This is a genomic window from Pontibacter fetidus (assembly GCF_010119545.1).
Taxonomy (GTDB): Bacteria; Bacteroidota; Bacteroidia; order Cytophagales; family Hymenobacteraceae; genus Pontibacter; species Pontibacter fetidus.
The window spans coordinates 1-19112 of record NZ_JAAEAA010000010.1; the positions used below are offsets into that span (position 1 = coordinate 1).

Genomic DNA, 19112 nt, shown 5'->3' on the forward strand with positions numbered 1-19112 from the left:
CGAGCGTCCTCGCTCGTGTCGAACTATAGTTGGGCCTCTGGCCCAGTCGGATTGCAAATCCGACTTTATAAGTAAGTCACGGATCGCAGATCCGCGCCAGCAAAAGGAGAATGAAACAGCCCTGCTCTCGGGAGGGGTAGGGGTGGGTTAAAACGCTTCCAGGTTTCTCTTGGTGGTCGAAATGACAGATGGAGAGCAGTAGCTGCCTATTCCCTCGGCAGGAGAGGGTTGGGGTGAGGTGAAATAAAAAAGCACGAACTATAATAGCCCGTGCTCTTCCATGCTTTTCAAACAATATTATTCCTTATCACCATTGTCCTTATTCTTCTTTTTAGACTTGTGTTTTACCACTTTGGCATCCTGGTAGAAAATGATCTCCTCGGCAATATTCGTGATCTGGTCGCCGACGCGCTCCAGTTTTTTGATGATGGCAAGTATAGCCAGACCTTCTTCAATACTATCCGGGTTGTTACGTAAATAATCTGCTATGATCTTGTCTGACTTACGGTAGATCTTATTCAGCATCTTGTCACGCTTCAGCATGGCGCGGGCCTGGTCTGTGTTATTTGATTTGTAGGCAACGCGGCAATCGCGGAACATAGCCAGCGCCTCATCAAACATAGGGATTGCATTGGTTACTTCCAGCATTTCTGGGTTGTAAGGTTCTTTCCTGTTTTGCACATACATTGATATGCCTTCTGCAGTGTCGCCGATGCGCTCCAGGTTAGCGTTGATCTTAAGCGTAGCCAATACCAGGCGAAGATCTACGGCTACAGGCGTGTACAGGGCCAGCAGGTTTTCGCACATGCGGTCTATCTTCACATCAAAGTTATTTACCTTTTTGCCAAGCTTTACCACTTTACGGGCCAGTTCCTGATCGGCATTAACCATGGCATCGCGGCCACTTTGCAGCTGGTACTCCACCAGGTCCCACATTTCCATTAACTTAACCTTCAGGCCACTAAGTTCTGCATCTATATGGTTCATTCGTTAGTCTCTTTTAAGATTGATAACATATTTTATACTTCGGCAACAAGTATAAACAAATCACCCGAAGCGGCCGGTTATATAATTTTGCGTGCGCTCGTGCTTCGGACTGGTAAACATTGTCTTTGTTTTGGCATACTCAACAAGTTCGCCCATATAAAAGAAAGCTGTCTGGTCGCTCACGCGGCCGGCTTGTTGCATGTTGTGCGTTACTATAACTATTGTATAGTCGTTTTTTAGCTCGTAAATAAGCTCTTCTATTTTGGCTGTCGAGATTGGGTCAAGGGCTGAAGTTGGCTCATCCATAAGTACGACGGATGGCGAAATGGCAAGCGCGCGCGCAATACACAAACGCTGTTGCTGGCCACCAGATAATGCCAGTGCCGATTTATCCATTTTGTCTTTTACCTCCTCCCAAAGAGCAGTTTTACGGAGTGAAGATTCAGCAGCTTCGGCAAGCACTTTCTTGTCTTTAATGCCCTGTATTTTAAGGCCATACACTACGTTCTCAAAAACAGTTTTCGGGAACGGGTTTGGCTTCTGGAACACCATACCTACTTCTTTACGCAATTCATCTACACGAATGTCTTTGTTATAGATGTCGCGGCCATCCAGCAGAATGTCGCCTTCTACCCTAAAGCCGTCTATGTAGTCGTTCATGCGGTTAAGGGTGCGCAGGAAAGTAGATTTACCACAGCCCGAAGGTCCAATAAAAGCTGTAACAGCCTTTTCTTCCATGGCAATATTAATGTCTTTAAGCGCGTGGAAACCGCCGTAATAGGCATTCAGGTTTCGGGCTTCTAATTTATAAGGTTTCTTACTCATGGTTATTTTTACCACTTAACTTTCTTCTGCCACTTGTTGCGCAAGTATACGGCAATGCCATTAAGTATAAATGTAATTAAAAGTAGTATAATAATTGCAGCGGCAGCATTGGTAGCAAAAGCAGCCTGCGGCCTCGATATCCAGTTAAAGATCTGGATTGGCAGAACAGTAAATTCGTCGAGCGGCGAGGTTGGGGCAAACGGCACATAGGCCAGCGCACCGATAACTATAAGCGGCGCTGCCTCGCCTACCGCTCTGGAGAGGGCCAGTATAACCCCCGTAAGTATCCCGCCAAATGAAGCAGGCAATACCTGGAACCATATAGTTTGCCATTTTGAGGCACCCAGCGCAAAAGATGCATCGCGTATGCTGCGTGGCACTGCTTTAATAGCCTCGCGGGTAGTTACGATTATGATCGGGAGCATGAGTAAGGCAAGCGTTAAAGCACCGGTCAGCAGGCTGCCACCTAAGCCAAAAACACGCCCGAAGATCTCAAGGCCCAGCAAACCGTAAATAATGGATGGTACACCGGCCAGGTTAGAAATATTAACCTCCAGGAAATTAGCGATACGGCTCTTTTTGCCATACTCTTCCAGGTAAACGCCTGCAGCTATGCCCAACGGAAAAGCAACAACTGATGATAGCACCAGAATCCAGAGTGTACCGATCCAGGCGGTGTAAATACCGGCACGGTGTGCCCGGCGCGATGGCAGGTTATTCAGAAATTCCCAGTCAATGCGGCCCAGCCCGTCGATCAGGATATTGATCAGGAAAATGGCCAGCACGATAAGCCCGATAAAGGTGCAGAAAATACCGAACCCCTGAAAGGCTTTGTCTTTAAATCTGTTTAGTTCGGAGTTAGTCATATTTTTCCTGATATTTTTTCCTGATCCAGAAGCTAAGGTTGTTCAGGGCGAATGTAAAGATGAAAAGGGTGATACCTGCCGCGAAAATGGTGCGGTACTCCAGAGAGCCGTGCGGCACATCGCCTAAACTAACCTGCACAATGTAAGTGGTTATAGTTTCTACGGGTACCAGTGGGTTTGCTGTTAAGCGCGGCTGCTGACCGGCAGCAATGGCCACGATCATGGTTTCGCCTACGGCCCTGGATATAGCAAGTATAATGGATACCAAAATGCCCGACGATGCCGCAGGAACCAATACACCAAAAGCCGTCTGGAACCTGGTAGCCCCCATGCCATAGGCTCCTTCGCGCAACGATTTTGGCACCGCGCTGATAGCATCCTCGCTCAGTGAAGAGATCATCGGGATGATCATGATGCCCATCACAATGCCTGCCGAAAGCGAGTTGAAACCAGCCAGGTTAGGTATAAATGTTTGCAGAAACGGCGTTACCACAGTCAGTGCAAAAAAACCATACACAACCGTTGGTATACTGGCCAGTATCTCAAGCATGGGTTTTATAGTTGCCCGGAACCCGGCAGGCGCGTAGGTATTCAGGTAAATGGCTATAGTTAAACCAATAGGAAGGGCAACAGATATGGCAATGGCTGTAGTTAACAAGGTGCCTGCCACCAACGGAAGTATACCAAAGTGCTTTTCAGCAAACAGGGGCGTCCATTGTTTGTCTGTCAAAAAATCCAGGACTGATACTTCTGAGAAAAATGTAAGCGACTCAGATAACAGTACCCAGATAATGCCCACAGTAACAAAAATGGTTATCACGGCCGACAGCCATAACAAACCTTCAATTATTCTTTCCTGTACTCTCACAGCGTATAGTTCGTGTTATTAATGTCCTATGTTTCCGGGGGCAACGTTATCCTGCTTTGCGGGTTTGCCAGCAGACTCGGCTACAAACGTTTTAAACTTCTGATGCTCTTCTGTATACTTTGCATCAGGCAACGGTATGAAACCAACTTCGCGGCTAAGTTTGGCAGCATTCTCAAAATAAAAATCCACAAACTTAACTACGGCTGGCTTTTGCGCTGCGGCAGAGTTTATATAAATAAACAAGGGGCGCGACAGTGGTGCGTAAGAGCCGTCTTTTATAGTTTGAAGTGATGGGAGAATAGCGCCTTTGCCATTACTCTCGTCTTCGTCGCTGACAGGGATGGCTTTTAGTTTGGCTTTGTTCTCTTCGTAATAAGCATACCCGAAAAAGCCCAGCGCATTTACGTCAGTTGATACGCCTTGTACCAGCACGTTGTCGTCTTCGCTGGCGGTATAGTCGCCGCGGCTGGCGTGGCTTTTGCCAACTATAGCTTCCGTAAAATAATCGTAGGTTCCTGATTCAACGCCGGCGCCATACAGGTGTATTTCGCGGTTAGGCCATTCGGGGCGCACCTGGTTCCAGTGGGTTATCTTGTTCTGGGCAGCAGGCTCCCATATTTTTTTAAGTTCGGCTACGGTAATGTCTTTTACCCAGTTGTTTTCCGGGTTTACAACTATCGTCAGGCCGTCGTAGGCCACCGAAAGCTCTACGAAGTCCAGGCCATTTTCTTTAGCAGTTGCCGCCTCTTCATCCTTAATAGAGCGGGAAGCGTTGCTGATGTCGATTTCGCCGCGCGAGAACTTTTTAAAGCCACCACCTGAGCCCGAAACGCCTATAGTTGTACGCACATTGGGTGCCTCGTACCTGTACTCTTCCGCAACTGCCTCTGTAATTGGGTAAACCGTAGAAGAACCATCAATGGAGATATCGCCTTTCAGGCTAAAGTCTGCGTCCTCGTTATACTTAGGCCCGCAAGCTGCCACAAGCAGTACAAGTGCAGCAGTAGCGAGGTTGTTAAGTTTAAAGTGCAGCATATATAAAAGATTTAAGATAGTTTTTCAGGCTACTGTATATTGTTATTATTTGTTCTTGTTTTGTAGGCTTCAGGCTGCCTCTTTTTGCAAATAATTGCTTTTAAAGGCAATAGCTATAGTTTACAGGGTACAAAGAGAACCAGAATTAAACATTACCGGAAGTATAGTATGTTATCTTTATGTTAACTTTTGCTTACAAGCCAACTTCTAACTGCAACCTGAACAGGTAACTTTCACGGCGGCCTTCAAGATCGCGCAGGGTGGCATCGCCCTGTACTTTTAAAGCATGGCCAACTATATATTTTGATAGACCCAAGGTGTACTGTTTTTCGGGTGTAAGGGCTGTCTCTTTAGTAGGGTCGTAGCTGGTGTAGCGGCCTGCAATTTCCCAGTTCGTTGGTAACAGGTAGCCTGCCTGCACATTAAGTGCTTCGCCGGTAACAAATGTTTCTTCTACACCTCCGGTATCATTAACCAAAACTACTGGTCCGCGCGGTGCTCGTTTGTTGGCATATTCAGCCATAGTTGAGAAGCCTTTATACTTAAACATGGCATCTATAAACAAGGTATGAAGGTTGCGTTGCCTGCCCAGGAAATCACCTAACTGCCCCTGCTCTCTGGAGGCATCTTGGTTAAAATCGTACGCTGCAGCCAGTGCCAGTTTCGGAGTTTGTTCGCGCGCCAGATCACCGCCCACATACTCGCCTTCTCCCTCAAAACCACCAAATGGTAATATCTCGAAACGGCCTGTATAGTCGTAGCCTCCCTGGTTATTTATAGTAATATTTCTGCCTTCACCCGACGACACTGATACGATCTCGCGCAGCACTACTTGTCCTACTTCATGCTGGTGGTGTAGCTGCAGGCCGGCATCGCGGTCTATATTAAAGCGGGCATTAAGCAAGCTACGGTCTACGAACTGCATTTTCTGGGAAGAAACGATGCGCTCGCGGTTGCCTGGCAATTTGGTCTGGCCTACCCATAGCGAAAGGTTTGGCGTGATATGCCACTTTGCGACTGCATCCAGTACAATGTTGCTGGCATTATCATTTTCTTCAGGAGTATCGCTGCCGATGTCGTTGTTGCTCAGGCCAAGTTCTATTTTGTATTCCAGTTTAGGGCTGTAGGCAAAACCTTCAAACTTAAGGCGTGCCCTGCGGATAAGAAAACGATCGTCCCAGGCATGAGTAGTTGGGTTGTTGCCACCCTGGTATAGGACCTGAAAACGTGGGGCTATTTTAACGCTGAAAGAAGAATCTGCTGCTACAAACTGCAGGCCTTTGCCAAGTTTCGATTCGTTAGTGCTCTGTGCAGCGGCACTGCTTATGGAAATTAAGGTAATGGTACCCGCTAAAAAGATACCACGCAAACTGCTATTTAAATTCACGGTACTTGGTTTAGGTGAGAATTAATCCTTAGTCGTGAAACTATAAAATAAAGTAGTATAGCTCAAAGGCGATACTTAAATATTAGATACTCGGCAGGTGCAGTTAGTCAGACTGCTTCCATACGTATGCTGTATCACGGTGCAAAATAAACAACTGCGTATTACTCAAAAGTTACCCCAATGTTATATTAATGTTAAGTAACGTAAATAGGTAAGTGGCTGTTTAACCGCTATTTTAGCTTGTGCCAGGTGCTGGTTTACTGCGCTCAGACTCTAAGTTTTAATCTATAGATAACACTGTCTTAAAAGCAACTTAACATTTCCCTCTAAAGCTTAACGCTAACATAACCGCGCCTTAAACTTCAGGTAAAATAGCCACTCTACTTTTGCAGCGAGACTAAACAACAGTACATCGCTATGAAGTTTTTACTTACCATTCTCACCACATTAGTAACCATAAATTTTGCTAATGCCCAGCAGGGAACTGTAAAAGGCAGAGTAACCGACAAAGCCACCGGCGAAGGTGTAATAGGAGCCGTAGTTTTTATAAAAGGAACAGCCAAAGGCACCAGCACCGACTACGAAGGCAACTATAGCTTAACCTTAGAGCCGGGCACGCACACCGTATCAGTAACCTTCCTTTCTTATAAACCCTCTGAAAATGCAGGTGTAACTATAAAGCCGGGCCAGCCCACCATACTTAATATACAGTTGGAAGATAACAGCACCGAACTGAATGTAGTGGAAGTAGTAGCCACACGCCAGACCAACACCGATCTGGCACTGCTGCAGGATTTAAAACAAAGCGAGATAGTAGTAAGTGGTGTGTCGGGGGAGCAGATTACCAAGTCGCTGGACCGGGATGCTGCCGCCGTGGTACGCCGCATACCAGGCGTAACCGTAATGAACGACCGCTACATTATGATACGCGCCCTGGGCGAGCGCTACAACACCGTTATGCTAAACGATGCGCTTACCCCAAGCACAGAACCAGACTCCCGCGCCTTCTCTTTCGATATACTTCCAACCAGTGTTTTAGACAGGATCCTGGTTTTTAAATCCAGGTCGCCGGAGCTGCCGGGTGAGTTTGGTGGCGGTGTAATTAAAGTATACACCAAGAATAATGCTTCAGAGAACACAACCAGCTTTGGTATTTCGGGAGGCTACCGTGCCGGTACAACTTTTAATAACATCAATACACAGCAAGGCAGCCCTACAGACTTTTTAGGATTTGATAATGGCAACAGAGCACTGCCGGGTTCTTTTCCGAAACACCTGTATAACGTAAGCAGCGAAGGCCTGATAACAGCTGCCAAACAACTCCGGAACGACTGGGCATTTACTACCAAAACAGCTGCACCAGACCAACGTTTATCGCTTGGTTTAACGCGCAGGTTCTTTATCGGTAACACCGAAGCCAACAGCCTTACTGCTTTAAGCTACAGCAATACCAGCCAGGTTCAAAACGTAAACCGCTACCGCTATACTTACAACGTAGCCGACCAGAAAACCAACCTGATAGAATATAGTTACAACGACACCGAATCGAGCCAAAACGCAAGGGTAGGTTTGATCAGTAACTGGGCTTTCCGGTTAGATAACAACAACAAGATAGAGTTCCGGAACCTGTTTAACCAGATGGGGCAGTCGCAGGTAATTGAACGTACCGGCCAAGAACTACAAGGCAAAGATGTGGATGTGCGCAACTATGCCCAGCGCTACGAAAGCAGAACCGTTTACTCGGGCCAGTTACAAGGTACCCACGATAAAGACCAAACCACCTATACCTGGACAGCCGGCTACAACTATAGCAACCGAAACGAACCAAGCTATAAGCGCATCAGGTCGCAGCGTAACATAGATAGCAACGAGCCTTTCAGATGGTACTTTCCGCAATCAGCCACTACTTTGGATGCAGGCCGGTTTGATTCGGAAATGCAGGAAAACACCGTGCTGGCCGGCGGACAAATAGAACGCAGGTTTACAGGTAAAGACACACTTACAGAAAATCAGCCAAAACTGAGAGCGGGTTTTTATGCCGAGAACAAGAACAGGAATTTTGATGCGCGCTGGATGTCGTATATCATCTCCGACCCAAGCCGGTTTAACAATGGCCTGCTAACATTGCCTTTAGGTGCGCTTTTTACCTCTCAGAATATAAATTCATCTGGCTTTAGCCTAGCAGAAGGCACCAACCCAACCGATAAATATGATGCATCAAGTATGCTGGTAGCTGGTTATGTGGGCGGTAACCTGCCGGTAAATGATAAGCTGAATCTTTCAGGTGGTTTGCGGGTAGAGTTTAACAAGCAACAGCTGAGCACTTCAAAGTATGGCGGCGGCAAAACCAAAGTAAGCAACCCGATCACCAGTATACTTCCGTCGCTTAACGCTACTTATAATTTAACGGAAAGAGCATTATTACGCGGTGGCTATAGTATAAGCATAAACCGTCCTGAGTTCAGAGAGCTGGCACCTTTTACTTACTACGATTTCCAGCTGAATGCCGAGATAAAAGGTAACGAGAACCTGACCACCGCTACCATACATAACACTGATCTGCGCTACGAGTTTTACCCGAATCCTACAGAGCTACTGTCAGTGGGTGTGTTCTACAAATATTTCAAAAACCCGATAGAGATCTATAGTATACCTGCCTCAGGCAACCCGATCTACCAGCCAAAAAATGCCAGCAACGCACAAAGCTATGGTATCGAAACTGAGATACGGAAATCGTTCCTGAACCTGTCGAACCGCAGTCTTATCCAGAACATGAGTTTTGTGCTGAATGCCTCGCTGATTGAAAGCAAGGTAGACTTGGGCAAAGAAACCGAAGGGCAGGAAAGAAACAGAGCCATGTACGGACAATCGCCTTTTATTGTGAATGCCGGCTTATACTTTAACGACGAGAACCGAGCCCTGCAGGTAAATATGCTCTACAATGTAATTGGCAAGCGCATTTTTACAGTTGGCGACGATATGGCTCCAACGGTTTACGAAATGCCACGCAACGTGCTCGACCTGTCGGTAACAAAAGGTATAGGCAAGCACTTCGAGCTAAAGGCTGGTATACAGGACATCCTGAACCAGAAAGTAAAACTGATGCAGGACTCGAACCGCGATGCAAAGATCAGCTCCCAGGACGACGACTTTACCAACTATAAACGCGGCAGCTATACTACGCTGGGCGTCAACTATAAATTCTAGAAAAACATCTTAACCAACCCAAATAACCTTTTAACCAAATTTTAATTGACCATGAAAAAAGTAAGCACTTTATTAATGCTAGCCTTATTAGGTGTAGCCACAGTAGCTTGTAAAGAAGACGGCGACGACACAGTAACGCCCATCGAACAGAATAAAGAAGTAGTGGAACTGAGCGGAAACATAACCTCCGACATGACACTGAAAGCCGATAAAAAATACCTCCTGAAAGGCTTTGTTTACGTGCAGGCCCCTGCAAAACTAACGATAGAACCAGGCAGTATCATCAAAGGTGATAAAGCCACAAAAGGCTCGCTTATTATTGAGCGCGGTGCCCAGATAATTGCCCGAGGTACTGTAGAGAAGCCAATTGTATTCACCTCTAACGAAGCTAAAGGCGCCCGCAGAGCCGGCGACTGGGGCGGACTGATTATACTTGGTAATGCGCCTGTAAACTTAGGTAGCTCAGCTGCTATAGAAGGTGGCGTGGACAGGCAGTATGGCGGCACGCAGGCTGCTGATAATTCAGGAGTGCTGAAATATGTGCGGGTAGAGTTTGCAGGTATCGCCTTCCAGCCGGATAACGAGATTAACGGCATTACTTTTGGTGGTGTGGGCAGCGGAACTGAGATCGATTACGTGCAGGTATCCTATAGCGGCGACGACTCTTTTGAGTGGTTTGGCGGCACCGTAAATGCAAAACACCTGATCGCTTACAAAACCGTGGACGATATGTTTGATACTGATAACGGCTATTCAGGTACTGTGCAGTATGCAGTTGGTATCAGCGACCCAAATGTGGCTGACGTTTCAAAGTCAAATGGGTTTGAGTCGGATAACAACAAAGCCGGCGACACGGCAACCCCGAACACAACTGCTAAATTCTCGAACGTAAGCTTGTTTGGCCCACTGGCGACAGCCAACACAACGGCGCAGTCAAACTATGGCAGCGGTATCCACTTTAAAAAGAACACGAAGATATCGGTTTATAACTCTGTAATTGCCGGCTGGCCGACTGGTATATATTTAGATGGTTCTGCAGTAGAAGGTGGTGCGACAAATAACGAACTTAACTTTAAGAACAACTATGTGGTGGCAGCCACAACGCCACTAAAAGTAGCATCGGGCAGCACATTTAACATCCAGAACTGGTTCAATACTAATAGCAATCTACAGCGAGCTTCAAATACGGACCTGAAAATTGAGAATGCTTACAGGCAATCAGGTGCGCCAACGTTGCTGCCAGGTACAGGTTCTGAGTTACTGTCTGGTGCATCTTTCAGCAATCTAAGTGGTTTTGAACAGGTGCAGTTTGTTGGAGCTTTCGGGGCAACCGACTGGACTGCCGGCTGGGCTAACTTCGACCCTCAGAATACTGATTACTAATTTCCCTTCTTTACGTCTGGTTGTGTATGCATTGGTGAGATAACGCATCACAATCGTTAGCGGCGCGGATTAGTCTCCCGCCCGCACGAAACCCGCCGGTCCCAGGCGGGTTTCTTTTTTGTAGTAAGGGTAAGTTTCTTTATTGTCATTTCGAGCGTAGTCGAGAAATCTTATTTTTCCTATAGTTGAGTCTCTGGCCTAAATAATTACAAACTCTAACCAAGCTATCTTTTCAAACTTCCTCTAATCCTGGGAGCTTTACTTACCTATAGTTCCAATCCAGCTTTGGTGCCCTCACGGCCGGGAGGCCCCGTCTTCGGGCATCACGCTGCTGCTTTCTTTCTATCCTCGTTCCTCGGATTGCCTCACGGCACCGCAATAAATCAAAGGCGCTCAACCCAAAGACTGCGATATTTCTACTATTAACCTTTTATCTATAGTTTGAACTTCTAAGCTCCGAGATTTATCGTGATACTCCGAGATTTATCGTGATAGTAGTTCCGTAGGGACAGGTCGCGACCTGTCCGCTCGTGGACTGTAACTATAGAACGAAAGCTTATACTTAGGTAGTGGAAGAGGAATACCCGCCTTAGACAAGTCGCAGATCCCGGACTTGATTCGGGAGAGGGGTTAGGGGTGGTTGGATCACATCAACTATAAAACTAAAGCCGGACTCCTTCCCCTGTTTTTAGGGGAAGGTTGGGAAGGGGTAATAATTAACTGATTGGAACTTTACGAAGTATAGCCTCTATAAAATCCTTCGTCTTAATACCATCTGCTTCAGCTTCATAATTCAGAATAATACGGTGGTTCATCACGTCATGGGCAACTTCCTTGATATCCTCCGGTAACACGTAATCGCGTTCATCGAAATAAGCAACGGCGCGGGCGGCACGGTTTAACGCTATACTTGCACGCGGGGAAACACCGAATTGGATGTAAGGGGCAAACTCGTTCAGGTCGTATTCGGCTGGGCGGCGGGTAGCGAAAACCAATTCAATGATGTATCGCTCCAGCGTTTCGGAAAGCTGTACCTGGTTTATCTCGTTGCGGATATGGAAAATATCTTCCTTTGAAAGTATCGTATTGATCGAGTCGTTGAAGGCCATGTTAGCCATGCGGCGCATGATCTCCAGCTCATCAGACTTCTTAGGATAGTCGATGTACACTTTCATCATAAAACGGTCTACCTGTGCTTCGGGTAGCGGGTACGTACCTTCATGCTCAACGGGGTTTTGGGTGGCCAGAACCAGAAAAGGCAAATCCAGTTTAAAAGTAGTCTCACCGATTGTTACCTGTTTTTCCTGCATCGCCTCCAGCAGTGCCGACTGCACCTTGGCAGGAGAGCGGTTCACCTCATCGGCAAGTATAAGATTGGCGAAAATAGGGCCTTTCTTTACTTCAAAAATAGATGCGTTCTGGTTGTAGATCATCGTTCCGATAAGGTCGGAGGGCAGCAGGTCCGGGGTGAACTGGATACGCTGGAAATCTAAACGCAGTGCCTTGGATAGCGAGTTAATGGTCAGGGTTTTTGCCAGCCCGGGCACGCCTTCCAGCAGAATATGCCCACCGGTAAACAGACCGATCAGTAGTCGGTTGATCATGTACGATTGCCCTACTACTACTTTGCCCACTTCACTAAAAACCTGCTTTATCTTTAGCTGGTTTGCCTTCACTCTGTCTTCGTAAGCAATCTCTTCTACTGGCATAAAACTCATGGGTTCTGAAAAAACGACCCTAATATAGCTATATTACGCCATTACTGCCAAGCTATTGTGTAGCAGTTGTGTTATATTAAAACAAATGGCAGCGCAGGTTGCCCGCTTCAGAACAATAAAATTATAGTTCTGGTATAGTAAACAGCAGTAAACTATACTTGCAGAAATTAAGCATACATCGAAACACATTGCTCATGCAACACATCTTCAACACCGATCTCACCTCTGCCCTTTACACCGATATGTACCAGATCTCGATGGCGCATTCGCACTTTAACTATAGCCGGCAGAACGAACAGGTAGCCTTCGATTATTTTTTCAGGAAGCAGCCATATAGCGGTGGTTTCACCATCTTTTCGGGCTTGGGCGAGTTGCTGGCGCTGTTGCAGGAGTTTAAATTCAGTAGCCGGGATATTGACTGGCTGTACAAACATGGCTTTAACGATGGTTTCCTGGAGTATCTGCGGGACTTCAGCTTTAAAGGAACGGTGCACAGCATGCGCGAAGGCGAGATCGTTTTTCCGCAGGAGCCGATTGTGCGCGTGGAAGGGAATATTGTAGAAGCCCAGCTGGCCGAAACCGTGTTGCTGAATTACCTGAACTTTCAGTCGTTGGTGGCTACCAAGGCGGCGCGTATTAAGTTGGTAGCGAGAGGCGCAGCACTTAGCGAGTTTGGTTTGCGAAGGGCGCAAGGTATAGGCGGCATGTTTGCCAGCAGAGCGGCACTAACAGGCGGTTTTACCAGTACATCAAACGTGCTGGCTGCCAGTATTTACGATGTGCCGGCAGTAGGCACTATGGCGCATGCGTACATACAGAGCTATGATGGCGAACTGGAAGCTTTCAGAAGTTTTGCCAAGGTAAACCCCGAAGGTTGTGTACTGTTGGTTGATACTTACGATACCCTGAAAAGTGGTGTACCGAATGCCATTACAGTTGCAAAAGAAATGGAACAGGAAGGCCATAAGCTGATGGGCATACGCCTCGATAGCGGCGATTTGGCTTACCTGGCCAAGCAATCGCGGGAGATGCTGGATGCGGCTGGCCTGAACTATGTGAAAATTGTAGCCTCTAACCAGCTCGACGAGCACATCATTAAAAGTTTGTTTGAGCAGGGCGCTCCTATAGATGTTTTTGGTGTGGGCACCAACCTGGCAACCGGCAAACCCGACGCCGCCCTGGATGGCGTATACAAACTAAGTATGGCCGACGGCGAACCACGTTTAAAACTATCCGAGAACATTAAGAAAACAACTCTGCCCGGCCTGAAGCAAGTTTACAGGTTTACAGATGAAGCCGGTAATTTTGTAGCTGATGCCGTTGCTTTAATAGGAGATGCCATTCCGGATACTATCCATCACCCTTACGAGCCCGATAAAAGTATGTCGTTGCAGGGCTATACCTCGCAGCCGTTGCTGGAGCTGGTTATGCAGGATGGGAAGCCGACTAATGCACCTGTTCCGGTTTTAGAAGTGGCTGCCTATGCTACGGAGCGTTTAAGCAAATTAACAGAAGAGTATAAACGTTTCGAGAACCCGCATATTTACAAAGTGGGGGTAAGCAAACAACTCCTGGACCTGCGTACAGAACTTCGCAACAAGTATAAAAAAGACCTATAAGTATGAAAGCACTGGTTATAGTTGATGTTCAGCTTGATTTTTTGCCTGCCGGCGCACTGGCTGTACCTAATGGCGACGAAGTTATTCCGCTTATAAATGAGCTGCAGCAATATGTTGATCTGGTTGTTGCCACACAGGACTGGCACCCGCCCGGGCACAAAAGCTTTGCCTCGGCACACCCCGGTAAAAAGCCATTCGAGATGATTGACCTGGAAGGATTGGAGCAGGTGTTGTGGCCGAACCACTGTGTGCAGGGCACAGAAGGAGCCACGTTTTCTCCGGACCTGAACATGAACCACGTCGAAGCGATTTTCCGGAAAGGCATGGAAACGGACATAGACAGCTATAGCGGCTTTTACGACAACGGCCACCGCAAAGCAACTGGTATGGGCGCCTACCTGAAAGGCCGCGGCGTAACAGAAATATGGGTATGTGGCCTTGCCAGCGACTATTGTGTATACTTTACTGCACTAGATGGCTTAGAACTCGGCTTTAAAACAACCCTGATAGAAGATGCCAGCCGACCGATTGATGCTGCCAGCTTTGAGTTAAAAAAAGAGCACCTGCTAAGCAAAGGCGGACAAATTGGCCAGGCTAGAAAGATATTGCTGAAAATGTAATTCCTACATGCTGATTCTCAAACTATATAACTATAAAAGCCACTTCTGTTACAGAAGTGGCTTTTATAGTTATATAATAGTTTATACTTACCTACGAAAGGTAGAACTCGCCTTCGTGGCCGTGAGCACGCTGGTTTTTGAAGCGGGCAATGTCGGTTTGCAGGTTATTGTAAATCTCTTCTATCTCTTCAGACTCAGCAGTAAGCGGTTTTATGTGCTCGCTCAGTAATTTGGCTGCCAATGGGTAAAATTTGGAGTCGTCGGTGTTTTTGGCATTTACCTTAAAGTTGCTGATCGCATTTTCCAGCTTCTTCAGCATTGGGTACTGTGCCTTAAATTCCTGCACAGTATCGCGCAGCTTCTCCCGTATCATGAGGTAAAGATCTTCCTCAAACGTTATTCCCAGGTCATCATCCTCTTCATCGTCGAAATCACTATAGCTGAAATCCTCGTCGAAATCTAAATCGTCTCTCATGGCTAATAATAAAAGTTTTAATGTTGATAGTACGGGCTAACTTTCTCTTTGTGTCAGATATACTTCAGTTTTTAGGCTAAAGTTTGGTTATTTACCGGGCAGCAAAGTATAAAGTAACTGCATAATTAGCACTTCAGATGAATATTTGCAATACTAGTGAGTTCATGCTTACATCTTTTTTAACAACAAGTGTTTGAAGCAATTTTAAGGTGTTGACTATATGGTGGGTTAAATCAATAAATTAAAAATAAATTTAGACCTGATGTTACAAAATGGTTGAAAGTGGTTAATTTTTTAACAGGTTTTAGCTGTTTGTTATTTATATAGGCACTAAAGCGCTATTAGGGCGCATTTTTAATGATGTTACGATGTGTCTGTAAATAGGCTTTTTTGTATATAGTTTTAGGTATATGTTTGTTGCATTGTTTTATTATCTAACTTAAACTAATGAAAACACTGCAATTACTTTTATTATTTGTAGGACTTATTTTTCTACTACCATCCTGCGATTTGCAGAATGATGAAAATGTTGAGCCCAATCATTCAACAATAATTAACCCTAATAAACTACAGATTACAAGCATTAAAAACGAGAAACAGCTCTCTGTTGCGTTATCTAAATTAGGTTATCTTTCGCTTAATAATGGCAGAGTAGCAACATCTGCAAATTTAAGTGTTGAAAATATTATAAAAGTGCTTCAGCCTGATAGTACCAGTTATGCATTCTCTGTTGCTATTAAATCCGATGACTTAAATAAGATTCTTAAAAACCTTGTTTTAAAAGAAGTAAAGGGAGGTTATTTAGGGTTTATGCTAGAATACACAGCTGAAGAACAATTGCCTTATAAGAGCAACGGTAAATTTGATATAAAGGCTTTTACCGGTACCTTAAAACGATTTGATTTAGAAGGTAAGCTTTTGTTTACTATCAGATATGAGAATGGCGTGCAGGTAAACCAGCAGAAAGCAAATGCGCGTATGGCATCCATTTGTGTAGTATCTTCTTACATTGCATCAGAAGTTATTGGTGAAGAATGTGATGACTCTTATTCACCAACAGTTGAAAGTCCTTTTAAAGAATCATCAAATACTGGAATTGATTATGGTGGATGTACGCCTATAACACAATCCTATATGGTGTATACTTATGGCGATTGCGGGGGGACTGGTGGTTCATTTGTAGTGATGGATCAGGTAGTAGTACAACTGGCCCAGGAACAGGAGGTACAACAGGCCCTGGTGGAAGCAGTTCAGATAGCAGCTTACAGTTTGATGAGTATGTTGGTGTTGCAGAACCAGTTGAGCCGATTCGTGACATAGTAAAGGATTCCACCCTTTTATATAATCAAAAAGCAAACTGTATCTATGATAAGTTAGGTGGGGGTGCAACTATGAAGTCTCTAGTGACCGACTATGAAAGTAATGGTGGAACTGTGAATTTAACTTATAAGGTTGGTTCTTTAACGTCAGGTAGAAATGGTGAGTGTGATCCAACGGATAATACGTTTAAGAACATTGTGATTACTATAGACGAAAACTACATTAACTCAGCCAGAACTATACAGGTTGCCAGAACATTTCTGCATGAGAGTGTGCATGCAAAAATCTTCTCATACTTGCGGCAGATTGAAGGCTACGAAAATTTGGATAAGGATAACTTTCCAGTCATGTATGAGGCTTATGTAAATGCCAAAAAGAGTGGAACAAGTATGGATGCTGTAGCCAACAGGGTTCACCACGAAGAGATGGCCAAACATTATGTTGAATTGATAGCAAAAGGACTCCAAGAGTTTGATGCAATGAATCACAACAACCCAGAAGTAACTATAGATCATTATAGAGCGCTGGCGTGGGATGGATTGGAACAATCGACTGCATGGAATAATTTACAACAAACAGTTAGAGATAAAATAACTAATGATAGAAAGTTTATTATGGACTGGTTTACAATTTTAACCTGCAAAGACTGATATGAGAGCAAAGACTTATTTTACAAGTTTATTATTGCTGGTGTTAATTTCATGCAAAGTACAGGGGCAGGAGTTGAGCAAAAAAGATACGGAGCTTTACATATTATTTAACACTGTAGAAAATAGAAGATACGATTCTAAAATTGTAGTGCCTAAGACTTTAGAAGAACGATGGGAAGTTCAATACCTGTTTGCAAATTCAGACTTTAAGAAGTCAAGATTATACGATGGGTATCCTTTACAATTCATTACTAAAGATAAAAGGGAAGCTAAAACAATAACTAACCAAGAGCTAAAGAAACTACCTGTAGTTACTATAGAGCAACTGCACAAATTCATCAGCGAGAATTACAAAGGGGGCGAAGAATCTGGTTATTACGGTGGTTCTTACTTTAATAACCTGAAACACATTTACTTAGTAGAAAAGGATGAGAAAACCAAAACTGCCACTATTACGGAGGTAAAGCCGGATATTACCATTGAATAAAACTATAAAAAAAGGGGCTGCGATCTTGCAGCCCCTTTTTTTATAGTTGACGTTGTTACGCAAACTTACGCTCTATCAGCCGAAGCAGTTTATTTACGTGGTCCTGTTTTTTGCTCCAGTCATACTTGCCGGCCAGGTCCTGGGTTACAAAACGGGTTGCCTGGTTCGGGTCTGTCATGGCATCCAGAGACTGTATAGCCTGGTAATAGGTCAGGTTATCGCCTTCAAACAATTCGTTTATAAAGCTGAAGCGCTGGTTAATAGAGATCGCATTTTTCAGCGAGTCTATTTTCTGGTTGGTGTGCGCATCGGCCAGCGAAGCAGAAGCCGCTTTCTTGAAGTTCTCGTTCAGGGTTGGTCGCTCGGCAGCTTTAAAGCGCTCGTTCAGGTTATGGTCGTGGTGCTTAACAGGTGCAGCTACAGGCGTAACTATACTTGCCTCGCGCTGGGCCATGTGTATAGGGGCCACTATATCCACTTCCTCAATAGGCGCTGCAGGTGTTGGCTTGGCTTCAGGAGATGGAGTAGGAGCAGCATTAGGGTTTACCAGTTCTTCGGCGCTTATCGGTAACAAAGCATTAAACTGACCGGCCAGCTGTTCTATAGTGGTGCGCTCGCCCTGGTGTGCATTTAGGTATAGCTTAAAACGGCTCAGGATATATTCACGGTCGCGGCTGCTGCTGGATAACGTTTCGATAAAACCAGCAAAAAGCGATTTGTCGATATCGATATACTTCAGGTTCTCCTGTAGTTTTGATAACGTGATCTCTTCCTGTATGCGCAGGAATTTCTCTTCCAGGGTAACCGAAGGCGCCAGCACCACCAGGAACGTATCACCTATAGCTTTCTGCAATAAGGGCTCAAAGGCATCGCGCTTCATCCGTATTTTGCGCGACAGCACATTCATAAAGTTCAGCAGGGCTTCCTTCACATCCTCGTTCTCGAAATCGAAGTAAGGGCTGCGCAGGTTGGCCATCTCCTGGTGCCATTTCAGGAGCAGTTCTTTGATCACAAAAAGATTTACCTGCTTAACAGGTACAAAATGAAGCAGTTGCGGGCCATTTATAGTATCATGCGATGCAAAATGACGGTCGCATAACATATTTGCCAGCTCTTTGCTGTAACGCTCAAGGTGTAATTGATTATATTTGTCTTCCATTGGGAGTAGCTTTCTTCTCTGAAGTATAAAGGTAACATGCCGGATTTGATTGTGCAAAACCTGAATCAGCGCCACGTGGCCGTTGATGAAGGTCAGACCTTATTTAAAGCCATACAGGCTGCCGGCATCGATTGGATGCATGCCTGCGGGGCTAAAGGCCGTTGTACTACCTGTCGCATTATTGTGTTGCAGGGCATGGAGCATTTGGGCGAGCTCAGTCCGGCCGAGCAACGCTACCGCAACAACGGCCGCCTGAAAGATAACGAACGATTGACCTGCCAGTGTATATTGCACGGCGGCGATATTACAGGCAAAGTACCCGAACAGACAAAACTGCCCCATCAGAGCTATAGTTAGAAAGTTCCTGCAGTTAGAAAGTTAAAAAGTTTAGAAGTTAGAAAGTTAAAATGATGTAGAGACGCAATATTTTGCGTCTTGTTAAGAGGTAGTGATTATCTCAGGAAGATTTCAAAGTATAAATCCTGCAAATCCTTTAATCCTGAAAA

At 45.4% G+C, this 19112-nt stretch carries 17 protein-coding genes; 8 read left to right on the plus strand and 9 right to left on the minus strand.

Translation table 11 applies throughout. From position 1 onward, the window contains the following. Positions 1 to 297: 297 nt before the first annotated feature. The 6 genes from phoU to GWO68_RS08970 all read right to left on the minus strand — a co-directional run bounded on the left by phoU (position 298) and on the right by GWO68_RS08970 (position 5968). Positions 298 to 987: a phosphate signaling complex protein PhoU gene (gene phoU, locus GWO68_RS08945; RefSeq protein ID WP_162346103.1), complete on the minus strand. Its 690-nt coding sequence runs from the start codon at positions 985 to 987 to the stop codon at positions 298 to 300. 60 nt (positions 988 to 1047) lie between these two features. Continuing rightward, complete coding sequence (gene pstB, locus GWO68_RS08950; RefSeq protein WP_162346104.1) at positions 1048 to 1812, minus strand: phosphate ABC transporter ATP-binding protein PstB; 765 nt, start codon at positions 1810 to 1812, stop codon at positions 1048 to 1050. 8 nt (positions 1813 to 1820) lie between these two features. Further along, positions 1821 to 2678, minus strand: a complete 858-nt coding sequence (gene pstA / locus GWO68_RS08955) for a phosphate ABC transporter permease PstA (protein WP_162346105.1) — start codon at positions 2676 to 2678, stop codon at positions 1821 to 1823. Then, on the minus strand, positions 2671 to 3546 hold the full coding sequence (pstC, locus tag GWO68_RS08960; RefSeq protein WP_162346106.1) for a phosphate ABC transporter permease subunit PstC: 876 nt from the start codon (positions 3544 to 3546) through the stop codon (positions 2671 to 2673). Before pstC ends, pstA begins: the two co-directional genes overlap by 8 nt. Before the next feature lie 18 nt (positions 3547 to 3564). After that, complete coding sequence (locus tag GWO68_RS08965; protein WP_162346107.1) at positions 3565 to 4581, minus strand: PstS family phosphate ABC transporter substrate-binding protein; 1017 nt, start codon at positions 4579 to 4581, stop codon at positions 3565 to 3567. Between the two features lie 193 nt (positions 4582 to 4774). Next, on the minus strand, positions 4775 to 5968 hold the full coding sequence (locus tag GWO68_RS08970) for a porin (protein ID WP_317164500.1): 1194 nt from the start codon (positions 5966 to 5968) through the stop codon (positions 4775 to 4777). A gap of 417 nt (positions 5969 to 6385) precedes the next feature. Between GWO68_RS08970 and GWO68_RS08975 the strand changes: the two genes are divergently transcribed. Both GWO68_RS08975 and GWO68_RS08980 read left to right on the plus strand, forming a co-directional pair. Beyond that, positions 6386 to 9175, plus strand: coding sequence for a TonB-dependent receptor (locus tag GWO68_RS08975; RefSeq protein ID WP_162346108.1), 2790 nt, complete (start codon positions 6386 to 6388; stop codon positions 9173 to 9175). 75 nt (positions 9176 to 9250) lie between these two features. Continuing rightward, positions 9251 to 10558, plus strand: a complete 1308-nt coding sequence (locus GWO68_RS08980) for a T9SS C-terminal target domain-containing protein (RefSeq protein WP_235942005.1) — start codon at positions 9251 to 9253, stop codon at positions 10556 to 10558. A gap of 716 nt (positions 10559 to 11274) precedes the next feature. Here GWO68_RS08980 and GWO68_RS08985 read toward each other — a convergent pair. Then, positions 11275 to 12267 carry an AAA family ATPase gene (locus tag GWO68_RS08985; RefSeq protein ID WP_162346110.1) on the minus strand — a complete coding sequence of 331 codons (993 nt, stop codon included), beginning with the start codon at positions 12265 to 12267 and terminating at the stop codon, positions 11275 to 11277. Positions 12268 to 12470: 203 nt separating this feature from the next. On the opposite strand from GWO68_RS08985, the gene GWO68_RS08990 reads away from it, so the two are divergent. Both GWO68_RS08990 and pncA read left to right on the plus strand, forming a co-directional pair. Continuing rightward, the gene (locus tag GWO68_RS08990; protein WP_162346111.1) at positions 12471 to 13895 is read left to right on the plus strand and encodes a nicotinate phosphoribosyltransferase; all 1425 of its coding nucleotides are present in this window, start codon (positions 12471 to 12473) and stop codon (positions 13893 to 13895) included. 2 nt (positions 13896 to 13897) lie between these two features. Then, complete coding sequence (gene pncA, locus GWO68_RS08995; RefSeq protein ID WP_162346112.1) at positions 13898 to 14515, plus strand: bifunctional nicotinamidase/pyrazinamidase; 618 nt, start codon at positions 13898 to 13900, stop codon at positions 14513 to 14515. A 91-nt stretch (positions 14516 to 14606) separates the two neighbouring features. On the opposite strand, the gene GWO68_RS09000 is transcribed toward pncA, so the two are convergent. Beyond that, positions 14607 to 14990, minus strand: a complete 384-nt coding sequence (locus GWO68_RS09000) for a hypothetical protein (protein ID WP_162346113.1) — start codon at positions 14988 to 14990, stop codon at positions 14607 to 14609. A 447-nt stretch (positions 14991 to 15437) separates the two neighbouring features. Here GWO68_RS09000 and GWO68_RS09005 point away from each other — a divergent pair, with 447 nt between their 5' ends. The 3 genes from GWO68_RS09005 to GWO68_RS09015 all read left to right on the plus strand — a co-directional run bounded on the left by GWO68_RS09005 (position 15438) and on the right by GWO68_RS09015 (position 17447). After that, on the plus strand, positions 15438 to 16310 hold the full coding sequence (locus GWO68_RS09005; protein WP_162346114.1) for a hypothetical protein: 873 nt from the start codon (positions 15438 to 15440) through the stop codon (positions 16308 to 16310). A 71-nt stretch (positions 16311 to 16381) separates the two neighbouring features. Further along, positions 16382 to 16960 (plus strand): hypothetical protein, encoded by a 579-nt coding sequence (locus tag GWO68_RS09010; RefSeq protein WP_162346115.1) that lies wholly within the window; start codon positions 16382 to 16384, stop codon positions 16958 to 16960. 1 nt (position 16961) lies between these two features. Further along, positions 16962 to 17447, plus strand: a complete 486-nt coding sequence (locus tag GWO68_RS09015) for a hypothetical protein (RefSeq protein ID WP_162346116.1) — start codon at positions 16962 to 16964, stop codon at positions 17445 to 17447. A 55-nt stretch (positions 17448 to 17502) separates the two neighbouring features. Here GWO68_RS09015 and GWO68_RS09020 read toward each other — a convergent pair whose 3' ends face one another. Continuing rightward, positions 17503 to 18606 carry a hypothetical protein gene (locus GWO68_RS09020; protein WP_162346117.1) on the minus strand — a complete coding sequence of 368 codons (1104 nt, stop codon included), beginning with the start codon at positions 18604 to 18606 and terminating at the stop codon, positions 17503 to 17505. Between the two features lie 36 nt (positions 18607 to 18642). Here GWO68_RS09020 and GWO68_RS09025 point away from each other — a divergent pair, with 36 nt between their 5' ends. Further along, a complete protein-coding gene (locus GWO68_RS09025) occupies positions 18643 to 18963 on the plus strand; it encodes a 2Fe-2S iron-sulfur cluster-binding protein (protein WP_162346118.1) in 321 nt (106 codons plus the stop codon). The last annotated feature ends 149 nt before the right edge of the window (positions 18964 to 19112 follow it).